The organism is Enterovibrio paralichthyis, from assembly GCF_019209835.1.
In the GTDB taxonomy this organism is placed as follows: Bacteria; Pseudomonadota; Gammaproteobacteria; order Enterobacterales; family Vibrionaceae; genus Enterovibrio; species Enterovibrio paralichthyis.
Genome location: NZ_JAHUTS010000032.1, coordinates 26,083 through 46,491, shown reverse-complemented (window position 1 = coordinate 46,491; position 20,409 = coordinate 26,083). Strand labels below are relative to the sequence as shown.

Annotated in this window: 15 protein-coding genes, 7 tRNA genes and 1 pseudogene; 5 read left to right on the top strand and 18 right to left on the bottom strand. The window is 52.9% G+C overall.

The genetic code is table 11. The annotated features are described in order from the left end of the window. Nucleotides 1-160: 160 nt before the first annotated feature. Together KU854_RS22550 and KU854_RS22545 are read right to left on the bottom strand one after the other, a co-directional pair. Nucleotides 161-1,075, bottom strand: a complete 915-nt coding sequence (locus tag KU854_RS22550) for an acyltransferase (RefSeq protein WP_218360535.1) — start codon at nucleotides 1,073-1,075, stop codon at nucleotides 161-163. Nucleotides 1,076-1,191: 116 nt separating this feature from the next. Beyond that, nucleotides 1,192-2,717 (bottom strand): annotated as a pseudogene (locus KU854_RS22545) (YifB family Mg chelatase-like AAA ATPase). 453 nt (nucleotides 2,718-3,170) lie between these two features. Here KU854_RS22545 and ilvG point away from each other — a divergent pair. From ilvG to ilvA, 5 genes are read left to right on the top strand one after another with little or no spacing between them, the layout of a single operon-like run. Next, nucleotides 3,171-4,817, top strand: coding sequence for an acetolactate synthase 2 catalytic subunit (gene ilvG / locus KU854_RS22540; protein WP_218360534.1), 1,647 nt, complete (start codon nucleotides 3,171-3,173; stop codon nucleotides 4,815-4,817). Beyond that, complete coding sequence (ilvM, locus tag KU854_RS22535) at nucleotides 4,814-5,062, top strand: acetolactate synthase 2 small subunit (RefSeq protein WP_054780035.1); 249 nt, start codon at nucleotides 4,814-4,816, stop codon at nucleotides 5,060-5,062. The genes ilvG and ilvM overlap by 4 nt, the downstream gene beginning before the upstream one ends. 20 nt (nucleotides 5,063-5,082) lie before the next feature. Next, entirely contained in the window at nucleotides 5,083-6,018 is a 936-nt protein-coding gene (gene ilvE, locus KU854_RS22530) for a branched-chain-amino-acid transaminase (protein ID WP_054780036.1), read from the top strand. Nucleotides 6,019-6,039: 21 nt separating this feature from the next. Next, nucleotides 6,040-7,881: a dihydroxy-acid dehydratase gene (ilvD, locus tag KU854_RS22525; RefSeq protein WP_218360533.1), complete on the top strand. Its 1,842-nt coding sequence runs from the start codon at nucleotides 6,040-6,042 to the stop codon at nucleotides 7,879-7,881. A 2-nt stretch (nucleotides 7,882-7,883) separates the two neighbouring features. After that, on the top strand, nucleotides 7,884-9,443 hold the full coding sequence (gene ilvA / locus KU854_RS22520; RefSeq protein WP_218360532.1) for a threonine ammonia-lyase, biosynthetic: 1,560 nt from the start codon (nucleotides 7,884-7,886) through the stop codon (nucleotides 9,441-9,443). A gap of 48 nt (nucleotides 9,444-9,491) precedes the next feature. Here the strand turns inward: ilvA and KU854_RS22515 are convergent, their stop codons facing one another. From KU854_RS22515 to atpA, 16 genes are all read right to left on the bottom strand, one after another. Next, nucleotides 9,492-9,863 (bottom strand): helix-turn-helix domain-containing protein, encoded by a 372-nt coding sequence (locus KU854_RS22515; protein ID WP_218360531.1) that lies wholly within the window; start codon nucleotides 9,861-9,863, stop codon nucleotides 9,492-9,494. Between the two features lie 226 nt (nucleotides 9,864-10,089). Continuing rightward, the gene (locus tag KU854_RS22510; RefSeq protein ID WP_016960921.1) at nucleotides 10,090-10,461 is read right to left on the bottom strand and encodes a helix-turn-helix transcriptional regulator; all 372 of its coding nucleotides are present in this window, start codon (nucleotides 10,459-10,461) and stop codon (nucleotides 10,090-10,092) included. Nucleotides 10,462-10,762: 301 nt separating this feature from the next. Then, nucleotides 10,763-12,598, bottom strand: coding sequence for a glutamine--fructose-6-phosphate transaminase (isomerizing) (gene glmS, locus KU854_RS22505; protein WP_218360530.1), 1,836 nt, complete (start codon nucleotides 12,596-12,598; stop codon nucleotides 10,763-10,765). 12 nt (nucleotides 12,599-12,610) lie between these two features. Further along, entirely contained in the window at nucleotides 12,611-13,375 is a 765-nt protein-coding gene (locus tag KU854_RS22500) for a DeoR/GlpR family DNA-binding transcription regulator (protein ID WP_218360529.1), read from the bottom strand. A gap of 215 nt (nucleotides 13,376-13,590) precedes the next feature. Further along, nucleotides 13,591-13,675 (bottom strand) — tRNA-Leu (locus KU854_RS22495). 45 nt (nucleotides 13,676-13,720) lie between these two features. Further along, nucleotides 13,721-13,807 (bottom strand) — tRNA-Leu (locus tag KU854_RS22490). Between the two features lie 82 nt (nucleotides 13,808-13,889). Then, nucleotides 13,890-13,966 (bottom strand) — tRNA-Met (locus tag KU854_RS22485). Between the two features lie 11 nt (nucleotides 13,967-13,977). Beyond that, nucleotides 13,978-14,052 (bottom strand) — tRNA-Gln (locus KU854_RS22480). Between the two features lie 37 nt (nucleotides 14,053-14,089). Beyond that, nucleotides 14,090-14,174, bottom strand: a tRNA-Leu gene (locus KU854_RS22475). A 36-nt stretch (nucleotides 14,175-14,210) separates the two neighbouring features. Then, nucleotides 14,211-14,287, bottom strand: a tRNA-Arg gene (locus KU854_RS22470). Between the two features lie 4 nt (nucleotides 14,288-14,291). Then, nucleotides 14,292-14,366, bottom strand: a tRNA-Gln gene (locus KU854_RS22465). Between the two features lie 126 nt (nucleotides 14,367-14,492). Beyond that, nucleotides 14,493-15,854: a bifunctional UDP-N-acetylglucosamine diphosphorylase/glucosamine-1-phosphate N-acetyltransferase GlmU gene (glmU, locus tag KU854_RS22460; protein ID WP_218360528.1), complete on the bottom strand. Its 1,362-nt coding sequence runs from the start codon at nucleotides 15,852-15,854 to the stop codon at nucleotides 14,493-14,495. Between the two features lie 210 nt (nucleotides 15,855-16,064). After that, nucleotides 16,065-16,487 (bottom strand): F0F1 ATP synthase subunit epsilon, encoded by a 423-nt coding sequence (locus KU854_RS22455; RefSeq protein ID WP_054780040.1) that lies wholly within the window; start codon nucleotides 16,485-16,487, stop codon nucleotides 16,065-16,067. Between the two features lie 18 nt (nucleotides 16,488-16,505). Further along, entirely contained in the window at nucleotides 16,506-17,909 is a 1,404-nt protein-coding gene (gene atpD, locus KU854_RS22450; RefSeq protein ID WP_218360527.1) for a F0F1 ATP synthase subunit beta, read from the bottom strand. A gap of 35 nt (nucleotides 17,910-17,944) precedes the next feature. Continuing rightward, nucleotides 17,945-18,811: a F0F1 ATP synthase subunit gamma gene (gene atpG, locus KU854_RS22445; RefSeq protein WP_218360526.1), complete on the bottom strand. Its 867-nt coding sequence runs from the start codon at nucleotides 18,809-18,811 to the stop codon at nucleotides 17,945-17,947. Nucleotides 18,812-18,856: 45 nt separating this feature from the next. Beyond that, on the bottom strand, nucleotides 18,857-20,398 hold the full coding sequence (atpA, locus tag KU854_RS22440) for a F0F1 ATP synthase subunit alpha (protein WP_054780041.1): 1,542 nt from the start codon (nucleotides 20,396-20,398) through the stop codon (nucleotides 18,857-18,859). Between the last annotated feature and the right edge of the window lie 11 nt (nucleotides 20,399-20,409).

Sequence of the window (20,409 nt, the reverse complement as noted above, 5' to 3'; positions counted from 1 at the left end):
CGCGAGGGTAAGGGCTGTGGTCAATTGCAAAATAAAAGGCTCTAAGTATGGGGACTTAGAGCCTTTATAAGCCATCTGTTGGATCGTTCAACCGATCATTTATCTCTTAACTGATCGGCATTAGCCAGATGGCCCTTTTTTGTTTTCTCTTTCCGGATTATCACGCGATACGTTTAGCTTCAGCCGGCTCAGATACCACTGCTGGCTCCGGCGCATAAATAGCCCCCAGAGTCCGGTCTTTACGTTCCCAAACCCCATTCAGCCATTGGTTGAACTGGCGCTTGTACACTTTGTCATTGAAATAGTCCCCAGTCACCGAAGCATCCACCGGTAAGGCATCAATACGCACCACGATTTTTTTCATCTTGCCGCCAAGCAGGTCTTTAAACGGCAGCTCACGGTTTTCCGGGTAAGCCATGGTCACATCAATAATGGCATCAAACTGATCGCCCATCGCGCCCAGGGTGTAGGCGATACCGCCGGTTTTCGGTGGCAACAGATAACGGTAGGGTGAACGGGTCGACGTTTTCTTGTCTGCGGTAAACCGGGTGCCTTCAACAAAATTGACCACTGTAGTCGGGGTATGACGGAACCGCTCGCAGGACTTGCGTGTGGTTTCCAGGTCACTGCCGCGCTTTTGTGGGTGCTTTAACAGGTACTGGCGGGAATAGCGTTTCATAAACGGCATATCAACTGCCCAGCAGGCAAGACCGAGGAATGGCACGTACAAAAGCTGCTGTTTCATGAAGAACTTGGCCATCGGGATACGGTTGCGGAACACCGAAAAAATCACCACGATATCTGTCCAGCTCAGGTGGTTGGCAATCAGCAGGTACCAACCATCTTTGTTGAGCGACTCCCCACCCTGAATATCCCATTCCACATTCGATGTCGCGTTCAGCAGCTTAAGATTCAGTGTCGCCCACGCCCACATAAAACCATTACACAGCCGGGTGATGGCACGTTGAAGCGGCGCAAACGGCAACACCATTTTGATCAGGGCAAAACAGCAGATCAGCACTGACCAAAATGCAGTATTTATGCAAACCAGAAAGGTATTCAGAACAAGTAACAAGGGCTTTCTCTCGCAGTGTTTTCGCGGTTGTTATCAGGCCGTAATCATACGATGCCAAAATAAAAAACACCATTCAGTTACAAGTGGTCGCATCAGTGCAAAGGCTACCGGAGTGATTAGCTGGCCAGTGCTGTTAACTGTTTGAGTAAACGGTCCATAGCGCGATAGCCCAGCGCCTCAGCAAGGTGTCCGCGCCGGATGTTCTCCTCACCGGCCAAATCAGCAATGGTGCGCGCCACTTTGATAATGCGGTGGTAGGCACGGATAGAAAGCCCCAGGCGGTGCAGCGCGGTTTCCAGGAAATCGGCGTCCGCTTTATCCAGCGGGCAATAGGTTTCAATCTCGCGGCTGGAGAGCAGGCTGTTCACTTTTCCGGCGCGCGCCAACATCACTTCACGCGCCTTTTCTACCCGCGCCTTGATGACCGCTGTCGGTTCACCACGATCGCCCCCTTCGGTCAGGGTGCCGCGGGGCAGCGCCGGAATTTCTATCGAGAGATCAAAGCGGTCAAGAAAAGGACCCGATAAACGGTTGAGGTAGCGGAGCGTCGCCTGCGGATTGGAGCGGGCCAGCTGGCCTTCATAGTGACCGGTCGGACTCGGATTCAACGCACCGATAAGCTGGAAACGGGCAGGAAAGCAGGTTTTACCGTTGGCGCGGGAGATCACCACTTCACCGGATTCGAGCGGCTCACGCAATGAGTCCAGAACCTTGCGTTCAAACTCCGGCATTTCATCCAAAAATAGAATCCCGTTATGGGCAAGGGAGATTTCACCGGGTTTGGGCATAGAGCCGCCCCCAACAAGCGCAGCCATGGAGCTTGAATGGTGCGGGGTGCGGAATGGTCGCTGACGCCAGTTCCCTTCGTGCAGAGGCTTTTCGGTGAGCGAAGTAATGGCCGCGGCTTCCAGTGCTTCCTTATCACTCATCGGTGGCAATAGATCGGCCATGCGTGACGCCAGCATGGTTTTTCCGGTTCCAGGTGGCCCTAAAAATAACAGGTTGTGAGCACCGGCAGCCGCAATTTCCAGCGAGCGTTTCCCCTGCTGCTGGCCGATGATGTCCTGCATACAGCGGTTGGATAAATTGACCTCCTGACCAATATCCTCAGGCTCTTTGAGCATCAGATCGCCTTGACCACACAGGTGGCGGCAGACAGAAACCAGATCCGGCGCAGAAAGGTGCACGTCGCGCCCCACCAGGGCAACCTGCCCACCATTGTCATCCGGCACGACTAGGCTCCGCCCCTCTTCGCGGCAGGCTACCGCGGCGGGCAAGGTGCCTTTCACCGCACGAAGCTGCCCGGAAAGCGCCAACTCACCCACAAATTCGTGGCCGCCAAGGCGAGTCATGGGGATTTGTCCCGAAGCAGCCAGGATGCCAGGGCAATGGGTAAATCGAAACGTCCACCCTCTTTAGGCAGATCGGCGGGTGCGAGATTGACAGTTATGCGGCGGGCGGGAAATTCAAAACCGGAGTTAACGATGGCGCTGCGTACCCGGTCACGCGCTTCCTTGACGGTGGTTTCTGCGAGCCCTACCAGGGTAAAAGCAGGCAGTCCGTTGCTGATATGCACTTCCACCGTCACTTGCGGCGCTTCGACGCCGACACAAGCACGGCTTTGAATAATAGCGAGATTCATAAGGCAGATTGATTACTTAGTTATTTATCAGAAAGTTAGATGCATAAATTCATAGTATTACTGCATTACGAGGCGGAAATTGGAGAAACTGGCGACTTTTTGCTTGTCATGCGACAGAAGTCTGTGATACCACTAAAGGCGAGCAATATCTGTGCAAACAAACAGCGATACAATAGACAGCACCGACAATTTCGGTGGAAAAAGAGACAAAATGAATCACCTATCTCGCGCCCTAGTCATTATTATTTCAATTATCGTGGTGGTACTACCGCGAGGGGCAGCGACGGTTAGAAAATAACAAACAAACATCGCAACCAGCCCCCGCATCGAAAGGTCCGGGGGCTTTTTCACATAGGAAGTCCGGTTGCAAAACGCACAAGGAAAACGCGGTATGGAACCTACGCAGGATACAGAGCAAAGAGCCTCCCAGTCAGGATGTCGCAGGAGGTTAAAATGACAGGTGCACAATTGGTGGTTGAAGCACTGCGAAAGCAAGGCGTAACAACCATTTTCGGTTACCCGGGCGGTGCCATCATGCCCGTGTACGATGCCCTCTATGATGGCGGTGTCGACCACGTATTGTGTCGCCACGAACAAGGCGCAGCGATGGCCGCCATCGGCTATGCCCGCGCGACCGGCGGTGTCGGTGTTTGCCTGGCCACCTCAGGCCCCGGCGCAACAAACTTAGTGACAGGTCTTGCTGATGCGCTGATGGACTCTGTCCCTGTCGTCGCTATCACCGGACAGGTTGCCAGCCCCCTTATCGGTACCGACGCCTTTCAGGAAGTGGATGTGCTCGGCCTCTCCCTTGCCTGTACCAAACACAGTTTTCTGGTGACCGATACCACCAAACTCGCTGCTACATTGGCTGAGGCCTTTGTGGTCGCCAAAGAAGGCCGCCCAGGACCTGTGCTGGTGGATATCGCCAAAGATGTGCAACTTGCTCAGATTGATGAGGCACTGGCTATCATCGCCCAGCAGCCTGCTGCGCCGGACGTTTCCCAGACAGCCTTACAGGAAGCCAATGCGCTGATCGCTGAAGCAAAGCAGCCAATGGTTTACGTCGGCGGCGGTATCCAGCTTGGCCATGCCACCGATACCCTGCGCCAGTTTTTAAACCACAGCCAAATCCCGGCCACCAGCACCCTCAAAGGCTTAGGCTCGGTGGATAAGGATTACCCTTATTACCTCGGTATGCTCGGCATGCACGGCACCAAAGCCGCCAACCTTGCGGTGCAACAATCAGATTTATTGATTGCCATCGGCGCGCGCTTTGATGATCGCGTCACCGGTAAGCTGGATACGTTCGCCCCCAATGCCAAAGTGGTACATATCGATATCGATGCGGCAGAGTTCAACAAACTGCGCCGCGCCAATGTCGCGCTGCGTGGTGAACTCAACGCGATATTGCCCCAGCTTGGCGAACCTGCGGATATCCGTGAGTGGCAGCAAAGCGTACTGGCGATGAAAGCCGACTTCGGCTGGCGTTATGACCACCCCGGCGATGCCATCTTCGCCCCGCTCCTGCTCAAACAACTTTCCGACATAATGCCGGACTCCACCGTGGTCGCGACAGATGTTGGCCAGCACCAGATGTGGGTCGCGCAACATGTTGAGCCCAGACGCCCGGAAAACCTGCTCACGTCCGCCGGTCTTGGTACCATGGGCTTTGGCCTGCCCGCTGCCATGGGCGCAAAAATGGCGCGCCCGGACGACCAGGTCGTATTAGTTTCGGGAGACGGTTCATTTATGATGAACATTCAGGAGCTTGGTACCCTGAAACGCCGTAATATACCCGTTAAGATAGTGCTGCTGGATAACCAACGCCTCGGCATGGTTCGCCAATGGCAACAGCTGTTCTTTGCAGAGCGCTACAGTGAGACCAACCTGTCGGATAACCCCGACTTTGTCACCCTGGCCAGTGCGTTCAATATTCCGGGTAAAACCATTACCTGCAAAGACGAAGTTGTGCCAGCGCTCAAAGCGCTGCTTGCCAGCGACACAGCCTATCTGCTGCATGTTGCAATCTCAGAGGAAGAGAACGTATGGCCACTGGTTCCCCCCGGTGCCGCCAACCAGGATATGTTGGAGCGAACATGAGCCAGTCACACACCCTGCTTATTGATGCAGACGACCAACCGGAGTTGCTGGAACGTTTGCTGCGCATTGTCCGTCACCGTGGATTCCGCCTGACGAGTCTCGACATGCACCACACCGACGACAGCAATGCGGTTGAAATTACCCTGCAAGTCAAAAGCGATCGCCCGATCGCCAACCTGCAAAGCCAGTTAGACAAATTATGGGATGTTTCTCGCGTACGCCTGCTCCCGCCAGCACAACAGTAATGCGTTAAAGGATTAATAAAATGGCAAACACAGCAGATTATATTTGGTCAAACGGGGAGCTTATCCCCTGGCAAGACGCCACGGTTCACGTGCTCACCCACGCCATGCACTACGGTACCTCGGTATTTGAAGGGATCCGTTGCTACGACACGCCAAACGGCCCGGTGGTATTTCGTCACCGTGAACACATGCAGCGCCTGAAAGACAGCGCCAAAATCTACCGCTTCCCTATCCCTTACTCCATCGATGAGCTGATGGAAGCGTGCCGTGAAACCCTGCGTGCCAATGAGCTGCGCTCTGCCTACATTCGTCCGCTGGGCTTTGTTGGCAATGTAGGCCTCGGCGTTTGCCCGCCGCCGGACACCAAAATGGATTTGATCATCGCCGCCTTCAGCTGGGGAACCTATCTCGGTGAAGACGCACTGGCAAACGGTGTCGATGCCATGGTCTCAAGCTGGAACCGCGCCGCACCCAATACCATTCCAACCGCCGCCAAAGCAGGTGGAAACTACCTTTCAAGCCTTTTGGTGGGCGGCGAAGCCCGTCGCCACGGCTATGCAGAAGGCATTGCCCTGAGCGTTGACGGCTACCTGTCAGAAGGTGCCGGTGAGAACCTGTTTGTGGTGAAAAATGGCGTGATTTCTACGCCGCCCGCCACCAGCGCCATCCTGCCCGGCATCACCCGCGACTCCATCATGACCCTCGCCAGAGACATGGGCTATGAAGTGCGCGAAGAAAATATCGCCCGTGAAGCACTCTATCTGGCAGACGAAGTCTTTATGACCGGCACCGCCGCGGAAATCGTACCGGTGCGCAGCGTTGACCAGATCACTGTCGGCGAAGGCAAACGCGGGCCTGTCACTGAACAAGTGCAAACCGCTTTCTTTGGCCTGTTCAATGGCCAGACAGAAGACAAATGGGGATGGCTGGATCCGGTCTCGCCAACCGACGAATAAGCCGTTTAGAGGAATAAGGAAATGCCTAAGTACCGTTCAGCCACCACCACCCACGGCCGTAATATGGCCGGTGCCCGCGCCCTTTGGCGTGCGACCGGCGTAAAAGATGAAGATTTCGGCAAACCTATCATCGCCGTGGTGAACTCCTTCACCCAGTTTGTGCCAGGTCATGTGCACCTGAAAGATCTGGGTCAGTTGGTCGCCAAAGAGATTGAATCTGCCGGTGGCATCGCCAAAGAATTCAATACTATCGCCGTCGATGACGGTATCGCCATGGGGCATGGCGGCATGCTCTACAGCCTGCCTTCGCGCGAGCTGATTGCCGACTCTGTCGAATACATGGTCAACGCCCACTGCGCCGATGCCATGGTCTGCATCTCCAACTGTGACAAGATCACCCCGGGGATGCTGATGGCATCAATGCGTCTGAATATCCCGGTGATCTTTGTTTCCGGCGGTCCAATGGAAGCAGGTAAAACCAAACTCTCGGATCAGATCCTGAAGTTGGATCTGGTGGATGCCATGATCCAGGGCGCGGATCCAAATGTGTCAGATGAACAAAGCGAACAGATCGAGCGCTCTGCCTGCCCGACCTGTGGTTCCTGCTCAGGCATGTTTACCGCCAACTCCATGAACTGTCTGACCGAAGCGCTGGGTCTTAGCCAGCCGGGTAACGGCTCACTGCTGGCCACCCACGCTGATCGCGAAAAACTGTTCCTGTCTGCTGGCCAGCGCATTGTTACGCTGACAAAACGTTACTACGAGCAAGACGATGCCTCGGTACTGCCACGCAATATCGCCACCAAAGCCGCGTTTGAAAACGCCATGGCGCTGGATATTGCTATGGGCGGCTCTACCAACACGGTATTGCACCTGCTGGCTGCTGCGCAGGAAGGCGAGGTGGACTTTGACATGTCTGACATCGACCGCATGTCCCGTATCGTCCCACACCTTTGTAAAGTGGCGCCATCGACCCAGAAATATCACATGGAAGACGTGCACCGTGCTGGTGGCGTGATTGGTATCCTGGGTGAACTTGACCGTGCCGGGTTACTGAACACCGACGTGCCAAACGTGCTCGGTGAAACCATGGCCGATACCCTGGCCAAATATGACATTGCAGTGACTGACAGCGAAGAAGTGAAAACCTTCTTCCGCGCGGGACCTGCCGGCATCCGCACCACTAAAGCGTTCTCACAGGATTGCCGTTGGGACAGCGTCGATGATGACCGCGCTGAAGGCTGTATCCGCACCCGCGAACACGCCTACAGCCAGGACGGCGGTCTGGCCGTGCTGACCGGCAACATTGCACTGGATGGCTGTATTGTGAAAACCGCCGGTGTGGAAAAAGAAAACCTCACCTTCCGCGGCCCGGCTCATGTATTCGAAAGCCAGGAAGATGCCGTAAATGGCATTCTGGGCGGCAAAGTGAAAGCCGGTGAGGTCGTCGTGATCCGCTATGAAGGCCCGAAAGGCGGCCCAGGCATGCAGGAAATGCTCTACCCAACCACTTACCTCAAATCCATGGGGCTTGGGAAAGCGTGTGCGCTGATCACCGACGGACGTTTCTCCGGCGGTACCAGTGGCCTGTCTATCGGGCACGTCTCTCCGGAAGCGGCGAGCGGCGGCACCATTGGCTTGGTGAAGCAGGGGGACATCATCGCTATCGACATTCCAAACCGCTCTATCGTGCTGGAAGTAGACGAGGCAGAACTCGCTGCCCGCCGAGCTGATCAGGATGCCAAAGGCTGGAAGCCAGCGTCGCGTGAACGCCAGGTTTCTTTTGCCCTGAAAGCTTACGCCAGCATGGCCACCAGCGCGGACAAAGGCGCAGTGCGCGATAAAAGCAAACTGGAGGGGTAAGCATGAGTCAGGCCCAGCAACAAAGTGAAGCTGCACCACTTAGCAACGCGCAGTACCTGCGTGATATCTTGCGTGCCCCTGTTTATGAGGCCGCGATTGTCAGCCCGTTGCAGGACATGCCGAGACTTTCACAGCGTTTAAGCAATACCATTCAGCTAAAACGCGAAGACCGTCAGCCGGTGCATTCCTTTAAATTGCGCGGTGCCTACAACATGATGGCCCAGCTAACCGAAGCACAGAAAAATGCCGGGGTGATCGCCGCCTCGGCAGGCAACCACGCCCAGGGCGTGGCATTGTCCGGCAGCAAACTGGGCATTCAGGCTACCATCGTCATGCCGCGCACCACGCCGGACATCAAGGTCGCGTCTGTGCGTGGCTTTGGCGGCAATGTGGTGCTTCATGGCAACAACTTTGATGAAGCCAAAGCCAAAGCCGTGGCGCTTGCTGATGAAAATGGCTACACCTTTGTCCCGCCGTTTGACCACCCGTTGGTGATCGCCGGTCAAGGCACCATGGGCATGGAAATGCTGCAGCAAAACGGCCATCTGGAATATATTTTCCTGCCTGTCGGGGGCGGTGGTATCGCAGCCGGGGTCGCTGTACTTATCAAACAGTTAATGCCGGAAATCAAACTGATTGCAGTAGAAGCAGAAGATTCCGCCTGCCTGAAAGCAGCGCTTGATGCGGGTGAACCGGTGACCCTCGACAATGTCGGCACTTTTGCTGACGGTGTGGCTGTCAAACGTATTGGCGATGAAACCTTCCGTCTGTGCCAGCAGCACCTTGATGACATCATCACCGTTTCCAGTGACGAGATCTGTGCGGCGGTGAAAGATATCTTCGAAGATACCCGCGCCATTTCTGAGCCTGCTGGTGCCTTGTCGCTGGCAGGTCTGAAGAAATACAGCGAGCTACACCAGCTTAAAGGCAGGAAGATGGCAGCAGTGCTTTCAGGTGCCAACACCAACTTCCACAGCCTGCGCTATGTGTCAGAGCGTGCTGAACTCGGTGAAAAACGTGAAGGCCTGCTGGCTGTGACCATCCCCGAGCGCACTGGTGCCTTCCTCGAGTTTTGCAAAATCCTCGGTGGCCGGGCGGTTACCGAGTTCAACTACCGCCACAGTGACGATACCCTCGCCAGTATTTTTGTCGGTGTGCGTTTGCAGAGCGGACAAGAAGAATTGGATGCCATCATCACGGATCTGCGCAAGGGTGGCTATCCAGTGCAGGATTTGTCGGATGACGAAATGGCGAAGGTGCACATCCGCTATATGATTGGCGGGCGCCCTACCAAGGTGATGAAAGAGCGTCTTTACAGCTTTGAGTTTCCGGAATATCCCGGCGCCCTGCTGCGTTTTCTCAACACCCTAGGCACCCACTGGAATATCAGCATCTTTAACTACCGCAACCACGGTGCCGATTATGGCCGTGTGCTGTGTGGCTTTGAACTGGATGATAAGGATCTGCTTTCCTTTACTGCACACCTGCGCGAGCTCGGTTATGGCTGGAAAGATGAGACAGATAACCCTTCGTACCGCTTCTTTCTCGCCAATACCCGATAAGCGAAAAAACAAAAAGCCCGGCAAACACGCCGGGCTTCCTTTTTCTTTCTACTTATCGCCTTTAGGTGGCGTCATCGAGATCATGTACTGCGCTAACAACAACGCCTGATCCATGACCAGAGTGCGCGCTGACTCGGGGAGTTGATTGAATAACGCCAACAGGGTATTCAAATCATCTCGGTGCGTGAAGGCAATATCGCTTCGCGTACTTTCACCGAATAAAAACCAGTTCAATGGTCGGCCTGTGACGTCTGCAATTATCGCCAGTGACGACACTTTAGGCTCTGTTTTACCGGATTCGATATCCAGATAGGTTTGACGCGCAACATCCAAATGTTGCGCCATTTCTACCTGCGTAATATCTCGATATTCCCGCGCTTCCCGAATGCGCTGTGCAACATGAGCTTTGACAATATACATCGCTTGCCCCACAACTCGGCGCCCGACTCATTCCCAAACAGGTTTGAGAACTGGAACGCACTTTACTGCTAGATCCTGCATTATGCACAGCGTGGTTGCCTTCACATGCAAAGCGTTGTTGAAGTGTGAGTTCAGGCCATTGTTGCCCAAGCCAAATGACAACGAAATTGTGCAATACCCATTTTGCAAGGCAAGACATGGCAGCGCTTGCCAAGTAAGTAAGTGCTTAACCTCGTTGTGCTGATTTGGAGTAGTTCACCAAGAACGACGCCATATTTACACTCTGATTCAGGATTGCCGTACGCGCTTCGTGCGGCAGCTTGGAGAAATGCTCCAGCAGGCGGTTTACATCCTGTTTGTACTGCACATCGTGCAATTCAACGTCCGCATCACCATAAACGAACCAAACCAGCGGACGTTCGGTGATTTCAGCAATTTCGGACAACATGCGCACGCGAGGCTCTGTCTTACCGGTTTCTATATCCAGGTAAGTCTGGCGCGCTACATCAAGAAGTTTTGCCATTTTGACCTGAGTGATCCCTTTCCACTCACGTGCTTCTTTAATACGTTTTGCTACTTGTGATTTCGAGTCGATCATACTTCACTCCCTACGACTTACAGCTCTGGTTATCGTTTTGCTGTTTTTCGGTAATATGCACAATGTAGGCCAACTATTTAGACAATGAGAATTTCATTATAAAACATCATATTAGATAAACAGGTCACACTCCTGTTTATCTTTCTGGGCGCGGTGTCTTATTAAAGATGCGAAATGATTTGCAAAATGCAAATAACAGTTCTATTTACCAAGTTGCAAATAGCGACAGAATTTATGTGATGTATTGCATATAAGACAAAAGGGAGCGATATCGCTCCCTTCAGATGGTTGGAAAATTCAATTATTCCACAGTAACGGCTTTGGCCAAGTTTCTTGGCTGATCCACGTCAGTGCCCTTTATCAATGCCACATGATAAGACAGCAACTGCATTGGCAAAGTATAGAAAATCGGTGCGGTAACTTCGTCAACATGTGGCATGGCGACAATCGTCATTCCCTCGCTGGCTTCAAACCCAGCATCGGTATCAGCGAAGACATAAAGCTGTCCACCGCGGGCGCGCACTTCCTCAATATTGGACTTCAGTTTTTCCAACAAGTCATTGTTTGGTGCCACTACGATTACCGGCATATCTGCATCAATCAATGCCAACGGGCCATGTTTGAGCTCGCCGGCCGCATAGGCTTCCGCGTGAATGTAAGATATTTCCTTGAGCTTGAGTGATGCTTCCATTGCTATCGGGTAAAACTCCCCGCGGCCAAGGAACAAGGCATGGTGCTTGTCCGCAAAATCTTCCGCCAGCGCTTCAATTTCCCTGTCGAATGCCAGCGCCTGATCCATGACAACCGGCAGGCGGTGCAGTGCCTGTACAATAGATTTCTCTTTCGCTTTATCAACAATCCCTTTCTGCTTACCTACCGCCGTCACCAGCATCAGCAAAGATGCGAGTTGAGTGGTAAATGCTTTGGTGGATGCTACACCGATTTCAGTGCCGGCACGGGTCATAAAGGCCAGATCGGATTCGCGCACTAAGGACGAGCCTGCGACGTTACAAATCGTCATGGCGGCCATAAAGCCACGCTCTTTGGCCAGACGCAGCGCTGCCAATGTGTCGGCCGTTTCACCGGACTGCGACAGGGTGATCAACAGGCTGTTTGGACGGGTCACAAAGTTGCGGTAACGGAACTCAGAGGCAATTTCCACGTCGCAACTGACACCGGCAATGCCTTCAAACCAGTAACGCGCCACCATACCGGCATTGTATGAAGTGCCACAGGCCACAATCTGGATGTGTTCAACCTGCTGGAGAATGTCCGTCGCACCATGGCCGATGCTTTCAACAACGACTGAATCGGCATCAATGCGCCCTTCCAGCGTGTTGATAAGCGCTGATGGCTGTTCAAAAATTTCTTTTTGCATGTAGTGGCGGTACTGGCCTTTATCAGCCGCATCATGCTCCGCCGACGACTCATGCACCTGACGTTCAACCGGCTGGCCAGCAATATCGAGAATGTTCACTGCGCGGCGTGTGATTTCAGCCACATCCCCTTCTTCTAGAAAGAGAAAACGGCGGGTCACGTTCAACAGAGCCAGCTGATCGGAAGCAAGAAAGTTTTCCCCGATCCCCAAACCGATCACCAGCGGACTTCCAGAGCGCGCTGCGATCAATCTTTCTGGATCGCGTCTGTCCATCACCACGGTGCCATAGGCGCCGTGAAGTTGTTTCACCGTGCGCTGGAAGGCTTCCAGCAGCGAACCGCCCTGTGCCAGCTCCCAATCCACCAGGTGGGCAATCACTTCTGTATCTGTCTGGGAAGTAAAAACATAGCCACGGGATTTGAGCAGTCCACGCAGTGGCTCATGGTTTTCAATAATGCCGTTGTGGACAATGGCGATGTTCTCACCAGACATATGTGGGTGGGCGTTGGCTTCGCTCGGCTCACCGTGGGTAGCCCAACGAGTGTGGGCAATACCGGTTCCACCCGCCAAAGGCTCTTGTTCTAAAGCTTCTGCCAAAGCCTGAACCTTACCCAGACGGCGCAAACGGCGCAGCTGGTTTTCGCTGTCAGTGACCGCAAGGCCGGCTGAGTCATAACCGCGATACTCCAAGCGGCGCAGACCTTCCAACAGAATTTCCGCCACATCCCTTTGCGCGACTGCGCCCACAATTCCACACATACACTATCCCCGTTAATCTGGGGCGCAGATAACCTCTGTGCCCGTCTTTTCAATGGCAAGTTTGGTGGCAGCGTCGAGTTGGCTATCGGTGATCACGGTTGTCACAACATCCCATGGCAGTTCAAGGTTCGGGATTTTACGCCCGATCTTGTCTGATTCGATCATCACCACCACTTCACGGGAAACATCCGCCATTACGCGGCTCAGTCCGACAATCTCATTGAAAGTCGTTGTACCGCGGCTAACATCAATGCCATCAGCACCGATAAACAGCTGGTCAAAGTCATACGCACGCAGCGCCTGCTCAGCAACCTGCCCCTGAAATGCTTCAGAGTGTGGGTCCCAGGTCCCCCCGGTCATCAGCAGTGTGGGTTCATTTTCCAGCTCTTTGATTGCCTGAGCGACATTCAGTGAATTGGTCATGACCACCAGACCGCGTTTTTGCTCCAGCAGGGGAATCAAGGCCGCGGTTGTCGAACCGCTGTCCACCACTATTCGATTATGGTCGCGGATCCGGGATGCTGCCATTTTTGCGATTGCTAACTTTTGTTCCGAAACTTTTACCGCACTTTCCGAAACCATTTCATGAGGAACAGGTACCGCACCACCATAGCGACGCAACAACAACCCATTTTTCTCAAGCTCAGCAAGGTCTTTACGGATAGTTACCTCTGAGGTTTCGAACAGGTTGGAGAGCGTATCAACGCTCACTTCGCCCTTTTCGGTCAGCATGGCAACAATCGCATGGCGACGTTGTTGAGTATTGCGTTTCGACATGTAACCACCAAACTTTCGTTTCGAAAGATAATATAAACTTTAAGCCAAAGATCAAGGGTAAAATGCGAGACACATCACTCCGACCATGATCTGCCGCACAGATCGAAGATTATACAGGGAGTGAGACACAGGAGAGAGTAATTGCTGGGGGATAGAAGGACACTGGGTAAATCGCAGATAGAAAAAAAGCAGGCTAAAAAGCCTGCTTTAAATCATGGTGCGGAAGGAGAGACTTGAACTCTCACACCTTGCGGCGCCAGAACCTAAATCTGGTGCGTCTACCAATTTCGCCACTTCCGCAAATTGTTTTACCTACCCCTTCAAAAAGAAGGTTTAAGTGATGTTTGGTGCGAAGGGAGAGACTTGAACTCTCACGTCCGTAAGGACACTAACACCTGAAGCTAGCGCGTCTACCAATTCCGCCACCATCGCAATTTTTTGCCCGATTTGGGTTATCCCCACAGACACTGGTAGTGTGTCTTATCAAGCGGAAAGTCAGAGACTTTCGAATAAGTGGTGGCTACGACGGGATTCGAACCTGTGACCCCATCATTATGAGTGATGTGCTCTAACCAACTGAGCTACGTAGCCAACCTGAAATATGGCTGGGGTACCTGGATTCGAACCAGGGAATGGCGGCATCAAAAGCCGCTGCCTTACCGCTTGGCGATACCCCAACAGCAACCACGCTATACAAGCATGATCTTTAAATCATGGTGCGGAAGGAGAGACTTGAACTCTCACACCTTGCGGCGCCAGAACCTAAATCTGGTGCGTCTACCAATTTCGCCACTTCCGCATACAAATTGTTATCTCAACCTTTAAAAGGAGGAGATGGCGCGACCGGGAGGATTCGAACCTCCGACCGCCTGGTTCGTAGCCAGGTACTCTATCCAGCTGAGCTACGGTCGCGTTCTGGCTGGGGTACCTGGATTCGAACCAGGGAATGGCGGCATCAAAAGCCGCTGCCTTACCGCTTGGCGATACCCCAACAGAGGCGCGTATAATATTGCGGATTCGAAAAGCCGTCAACCCCCCAAAATTCGTTTGCTGAGGATTTAACCAGCCAAAACGAAAAAACACCGCATTTGCGGTGTTTTTAATCGAATCAGGGGAATTATTTCTGTTTCTGCGGGCGTTGCCAACCGTCAATGGTACGTGCACGGGTACGCGTGATCACTAATTGGCCTTCATCCACATTGCTGGTCAGGGTAGTCCCCGCACCCACTGTTGCACCTTTCTTGATGGTTACCGGTGCCACCAGCTGGCTGTCTGAGCCAACGAACACATCATCTTCAATAATGGTTTTGTGTTTGTTAGCGCCATCATAATTACAGGTAATCGTGCCTGCACCGATATTTACGCGCTCACCAATCTCTGCATCGCCCAGATAGGTGAGGTGGTTGGCTTTAGAGCCTTTACCGATACGTGCGTTTTTCACTTCGACAAAGTTACCGACATGGGCATCTTCCACCAGCTCGGCGCCTGGGCGCAGGCGGGCGAATGGCCCCACGGTACAATCTTCACCGACAGAGGCACCTTCAATCACGCTGTAAGGACGCACAATCGTGTTGTCGTCAATTTCGCAGTCCTTCAGCACACAGCCCGCGCCGATAAAGACGTTATCACCCAAGGTCACAGAGCCTTCAATGATGACGTTCACATCGATTTCGACATCCGTACCACATTGCAGGTCACCACGCAGGTCAAAGCGGGCAGGGTCTCGCAACATCACACCGCTTTCCAGCAACTTCTCAGCCTGCGCCGCCTGGTAAGCACGTTCCAGTCGCGCCAGTTGAATGCGGTTGTTGACACCTTCCACTTCAATCGCACTTTCAGGATGTACCGCTTCGACTGCTCGGCCTTCATCGTGTGCAATGGCAATGACATCTGTCAGGTAGTACTCACCCTGGGCATTGTCGCTTTTTACTTCATTTAACCAGCGGCGCAAGTCACGCCCGGTTGCAACCATGACACCGGTGTTGATTTCCTTGATAAGCTTTTGCTCTTGGGTCGCGTCTTTATCTTCAACAATTGCTACAACAGGGCCATTGCGGCGGATAATACGGCCATAGCCGGCAGGATTGTCCAACACCACGGTCAGCAAGGCAATGCCGCCATCAGGCTGTGCATCCAGCAGGTTTTCAATGGTTTGTTCTGAGATAAGGGGAACGTCACCGTAAAGCACCAGTACCTGTTCATCATCCGCAAACTCAGGTGCCGCCTGGTTAACAGCATGACCGGTACCCAGCTGTTCTGCCTGCAATACCCAGTTAACCGGCTCTTCTGCCAGCGCTGCTTTCATGGCATCACCGCCATGGCCATACACCAGATGCAGGTTCTTCGCGCCCAGAGAGGTACAGGTGTCAATCACGTGCTTGACCATCGGCTTACCAGCCAAGGTATGGAGTACTTTTGGCAGGTTGGAGTACATACGGGTTCCTTTACCCGCAGCCAGAATAACGGCACTGAAGTTCATGGTTGAATTGTCCTTCCTATGGTGAAGCTACTTCAAAAAATTTGGGGCATATTGTAACTGTGAAAGAGGTCAAACGGGATTTATATCAGTAAAAATAATCAATTTTTCCGTCATGTTGTAGCAATTTTCAGGCGCAATCTCACAGTTAGAAAACAAAGAAAAAGGCGACCTGTAGGGTCGCCTTTTTTATCTTTGTGCATCATCGGGCGCTTAGCGTGCCTTTTTGGTCAGCTCAATAACACGGAGCTGGGCAATCGCTTTCGCCAGATCACTGGCCGCCTGAGCGAAGTCCATATCGCCGTGCTTATTGAGGATTCGATCCTCAGCGCGGCGCTTCGCTTCTTCTGCCTTCGCTTGATCCAGGTCGATACCACGAATCGCGGTATCCGCCAGCACAGTCACTGTGCTGGGTTGCACTTCCAGCGTACCGCCAGAGAGGTAGATGACCTCTTCATGGCCGTGTTGCTTGGTAATGCGGATCATGCCCGGCGTGATGGCGGTCAGCAGCGGGGTGTGGCCAGGGAAAATCCCCAGTTCACCTTCGCTACCAGTTACCTGGATAGATTCAGCACGACCGGAAAACAGTTGTCTCTCTGCACTTACTACATCCAGGTGGAAGGTTATCGCTGCCATTTCGCCTCCTACCGGCAATTACAGTTTCTTCGCTTTTTCCAGTACTTCTTCGATACCGCCACAGTACAGGAATGCCTGCTCTGGGATATCGTCGAACTCACCACCCAGCAGACCTTTAAAGCCCGCGATGGTTTCTTTCAGCGAAACGTAAACGCCTGGTTGGCCAGTGAAGACTTCTGCTACGTGGTAAGGTTGCGTCAGGAAACGCTCAATCTTACGTGCACGGGCAACAGTCAGCTTGTCAGACTCTGACAGCTCATCCATACCCAGGATAGCGATGATGTCTTTCAGCTCTTTGTAACGCTGCAGTACAGACTGTACGCCACGCGCAACATCATAGTGCTCTTGACCAATAACCAATGGGTCCAGCTGACGAGAGGTGGAATCCAGTGGGTCGATCGCAGGGTACAAACCCAGCGCCGCGATGTTACGGGACAGAACAACGGTTGCATCCAAGTGCGCAAACGTGGTCGCTGGAGACGGGTCAGTCAAGTCATCCGCAGGTACGTATACCGCCTGAACCGACGTGATCGAACCAGACTTGGTTGACGTGATACGCTCCTGAAGCACACCCATCTCTTCCGCCAGCGTTGGCTGGTAACCTACCGCAGAAGGCATACGACCCAACAGTGCTGATACTTCAGTACCTGCAAGGGTGTAACGATAGATGTTATCGATAAACAGCAGTACGTCACGGCCTTCGTCACGGAATTTCTCCGCCATGGTCAGACCGGTCAGCGCTACGCGCAGACGGTTACCCGGTGGCTCGTTCATCTGACCGTAAACCATTGCTACTTTTGATTCAGCTGGATTCTCAACGTTTACAACGCCCGCTTCCTGCATCTCAAAGTAGAAGTCGTTACCTTCACGGGTACGTTCACCAACACCCGCAAATACTGACAGACCAGAGTGCTGCAGTGCGATGTTGTTGATAAGCTCCATCATGTTTACGGTCTTACCTACACCCGCACCACCGAACAGACCGATTTTACCACCCTTCGCAAATGGGCAAACCAGGTCGATAACTTTTACGCCGGTTTCCAGCAGTTCAGTCGCGTTCGATTGGTCTTCGTAGCTTGGCGCTTCACGGTGGATGGAGTAACGCTCTTTCTCACCAATGTCGCCACGCTCGTCGATTGCATCACCCAGAACGTTCATGATACGTCCCAGAGTCTCTGTACCTACCGGCACTTCAATCGGCTTACCTGTGTTCTCTACTTCCAGTCCACGACGCAGACCATCTGACGAACCCATTGCGATGGTACGGACGATACCACCACCCAGCTGCTGCTGAACTTCCAGCACCAGACGCTCGCCTTCACGTTTCACGTTCAGGGCATCATATACCTGAGGTACAGATTCCTGCGGAAACTCCACGTCGACTACCGCACCGATGATCTGAACGATCTTACCTGTAGCCATCGTTAATCCTCTAAAATGTTTCGTTGGCCCTTGCCTTACACCGCCGCTGCACCGGAGACAATCTCCGACAGCTCTTGGGTAATTGCAGCCTGACGGGCTTTGTTATACACCAGTTGCAGTTCATCAATCAGATTCCCTGCATTGTCTGTTGCAGCCTTCATCGCAACCATTCGCGCTGCTTGTTCACACGCGAGGTTTTCCACAACCCCCTGGTAAACCTGAGATTCAACATAGCGAACCAGCAGGGTATCCAGCAGAGGCTTAGGCTCGGGCTCATAGATATAGTCCCAAGAGTGGTTGCGCTGCATTTCTTCGTCTTCCGACTTAGGCAAAGGCAGCAATTGATCGATCACTGGTTCCTGAGTCATGGTGTTCACAAATTTGTTAAACACCAGATACAGGCGATCCAGTTGGCCTTCATCATATTTCTTCAGCATCACACCGACCGTACCGATCAGGTCTTCCAGCGAAGGGCTGTCGCCCAGGCCAGAAACTTGTGCTGATACTTTACCGCCGTAGCTGTTAAAGAATGCGGTCGCTTTAGAACCGATCAGGGCAGTTTCAACTTCCACCCCTTTCTGGCTCCATGACTGCATGTCGTTGATGGCACGTTTGAACAGGTTGATGTTCAGGCCACCACACAGACCACGGTCTGAAGATACGATGATGTAACCGACGCGCTTGGCTTCACGCTCTTCCAGGTATGGATGGCGATATTCAAGTTTACCAAGTGCGACATGACCGATCACTTTGCGCATAGTAGTCGCGTATGGACGGGAGCTCTCCATTGCGTCTTGCGAACGACGCATTTTTGAAGCAGCGACCATTTCCATCGCTTTGGTGATCTTCTGTGTACTTTTTACACTTCCGATCTTGTTACGAATTTCTTTTGCGCCGGCCATCGTTACTCTCCGTTATCAGAAGGCCGCAGAGCGGCCTTCTACGCATTACCAGGTTTGCGTTGCCTTGAAGTCTTCAACCAGCTTAACCAGTTGCGCTTCAATATCGCCGTTGTAATCGCCTGTCGCATCGACATTTGCAACCAGCTCAGCAAACTGACCTTTAGCATATGCAAGCAGAGCAGCTTCGAAGTCACCCAGTTTGGTGATTTCTACGTCTCTCAGATAGCCTTTTTCAGCTGCAAAAATCATCAATCCCTGCTCAAACACAGACATTGGTGCATATTGCTTCTGCTTCATCAGCTCGGTCACTTTCTGACCGTGATCCAGCTGCTTCTTGGTTGCGTCGTCAAGATCAGAAGAGAACTGAGCAAATGCTGCCAATTCACGGTACTGCGCCAGCGCGGTACGGATACCACCGGACAGTTTCTTGATGATCTTGGTCTGCGCAGAACCACCTACACGTGATACCGAAATACCTGGGTCAACCGCTGGACGGATACCTGCGTTAAACAGCTCCGTTTGCAGGAAGATCTGACCATCGGTGATCGAGATAACGTTGGTTGGTACGAATGCCGATACGTCACCCGCTTGGGTTTCGATGATAGGCAGAGCAGTCAGAGAACCGGTTTTACCTTTCACTTCACCGTTGGTGAATTTCTCAACGTAGTCAGCGTTTACACGCGCAGCACGTTCCAGAAGGCGAGAGTGGAGGTAGAAAACGTCACCTGGGAATGCTTCACGGCCTGGTGGACGACGCAGCAACAGAGAAATCTGACGGTAAGCAACAGCTTGCTTGGACAGATCATCGTATACGATCAGTGCATCTTCACCGCGGTCGCGGAAGTATTCACCCATCGCACAACCGGCGTAAGGCGCCAGGTATTGCAGTGCCGCTGCTTCAGAAGCAGATGCCACAACAACGATGGTGTTTTTCAGCGCGTCGTGCTCTTCCAGTTTGCGCACCACGTTTGCGATGGTTGACGCTTTCTGGCCGATAGCAACATAGATAGAGTAGATACCAGAGTTCTTCTGGTTGATGATCGCATCGATTGCCAGAGCCGTTTTACCAGTCTGACGGTCACCGATGATCAGCTCACGCTGGCCACGGCCGATTGGGATCATGGCGTCAACCGCCTTGTAACCGGTTTGTACTGGCTGGTCTACTGACTGACGTGCGATAACGCCAGGTGCAATCACTTCTACAGGAGAAGTCAGTGCCGCATTGATAGGACCTTTACCGTCGATTGGCTCACCTAGGGTGTTTACCACGCGACCCAGCAATTCAGGACCCACTGGAACTTCCAGAATACGGCCTGTACCGGTAACTTTCATGCCTTCCTGAAGGTCAGCATAAGGACCCATAACAACCGCACCTACAGAATCACGCTCAAGGTTAAGCGCCAGTGCGTAACGGTTGCCAGGTAGTTCAATCATTTCCCCTTGCATAGCATCTGCAAGGCCATGGATGCGAATGATACCGTCGCTGACTGACACGATGGTACCTTCGTTGCGCGCTTCACTAACAACGTTGAATTTTTCAATACGCTGTTTGATCAGGTCGCTAATTTCCGTGGAATTAAGTTGCATGCTCCAATTCC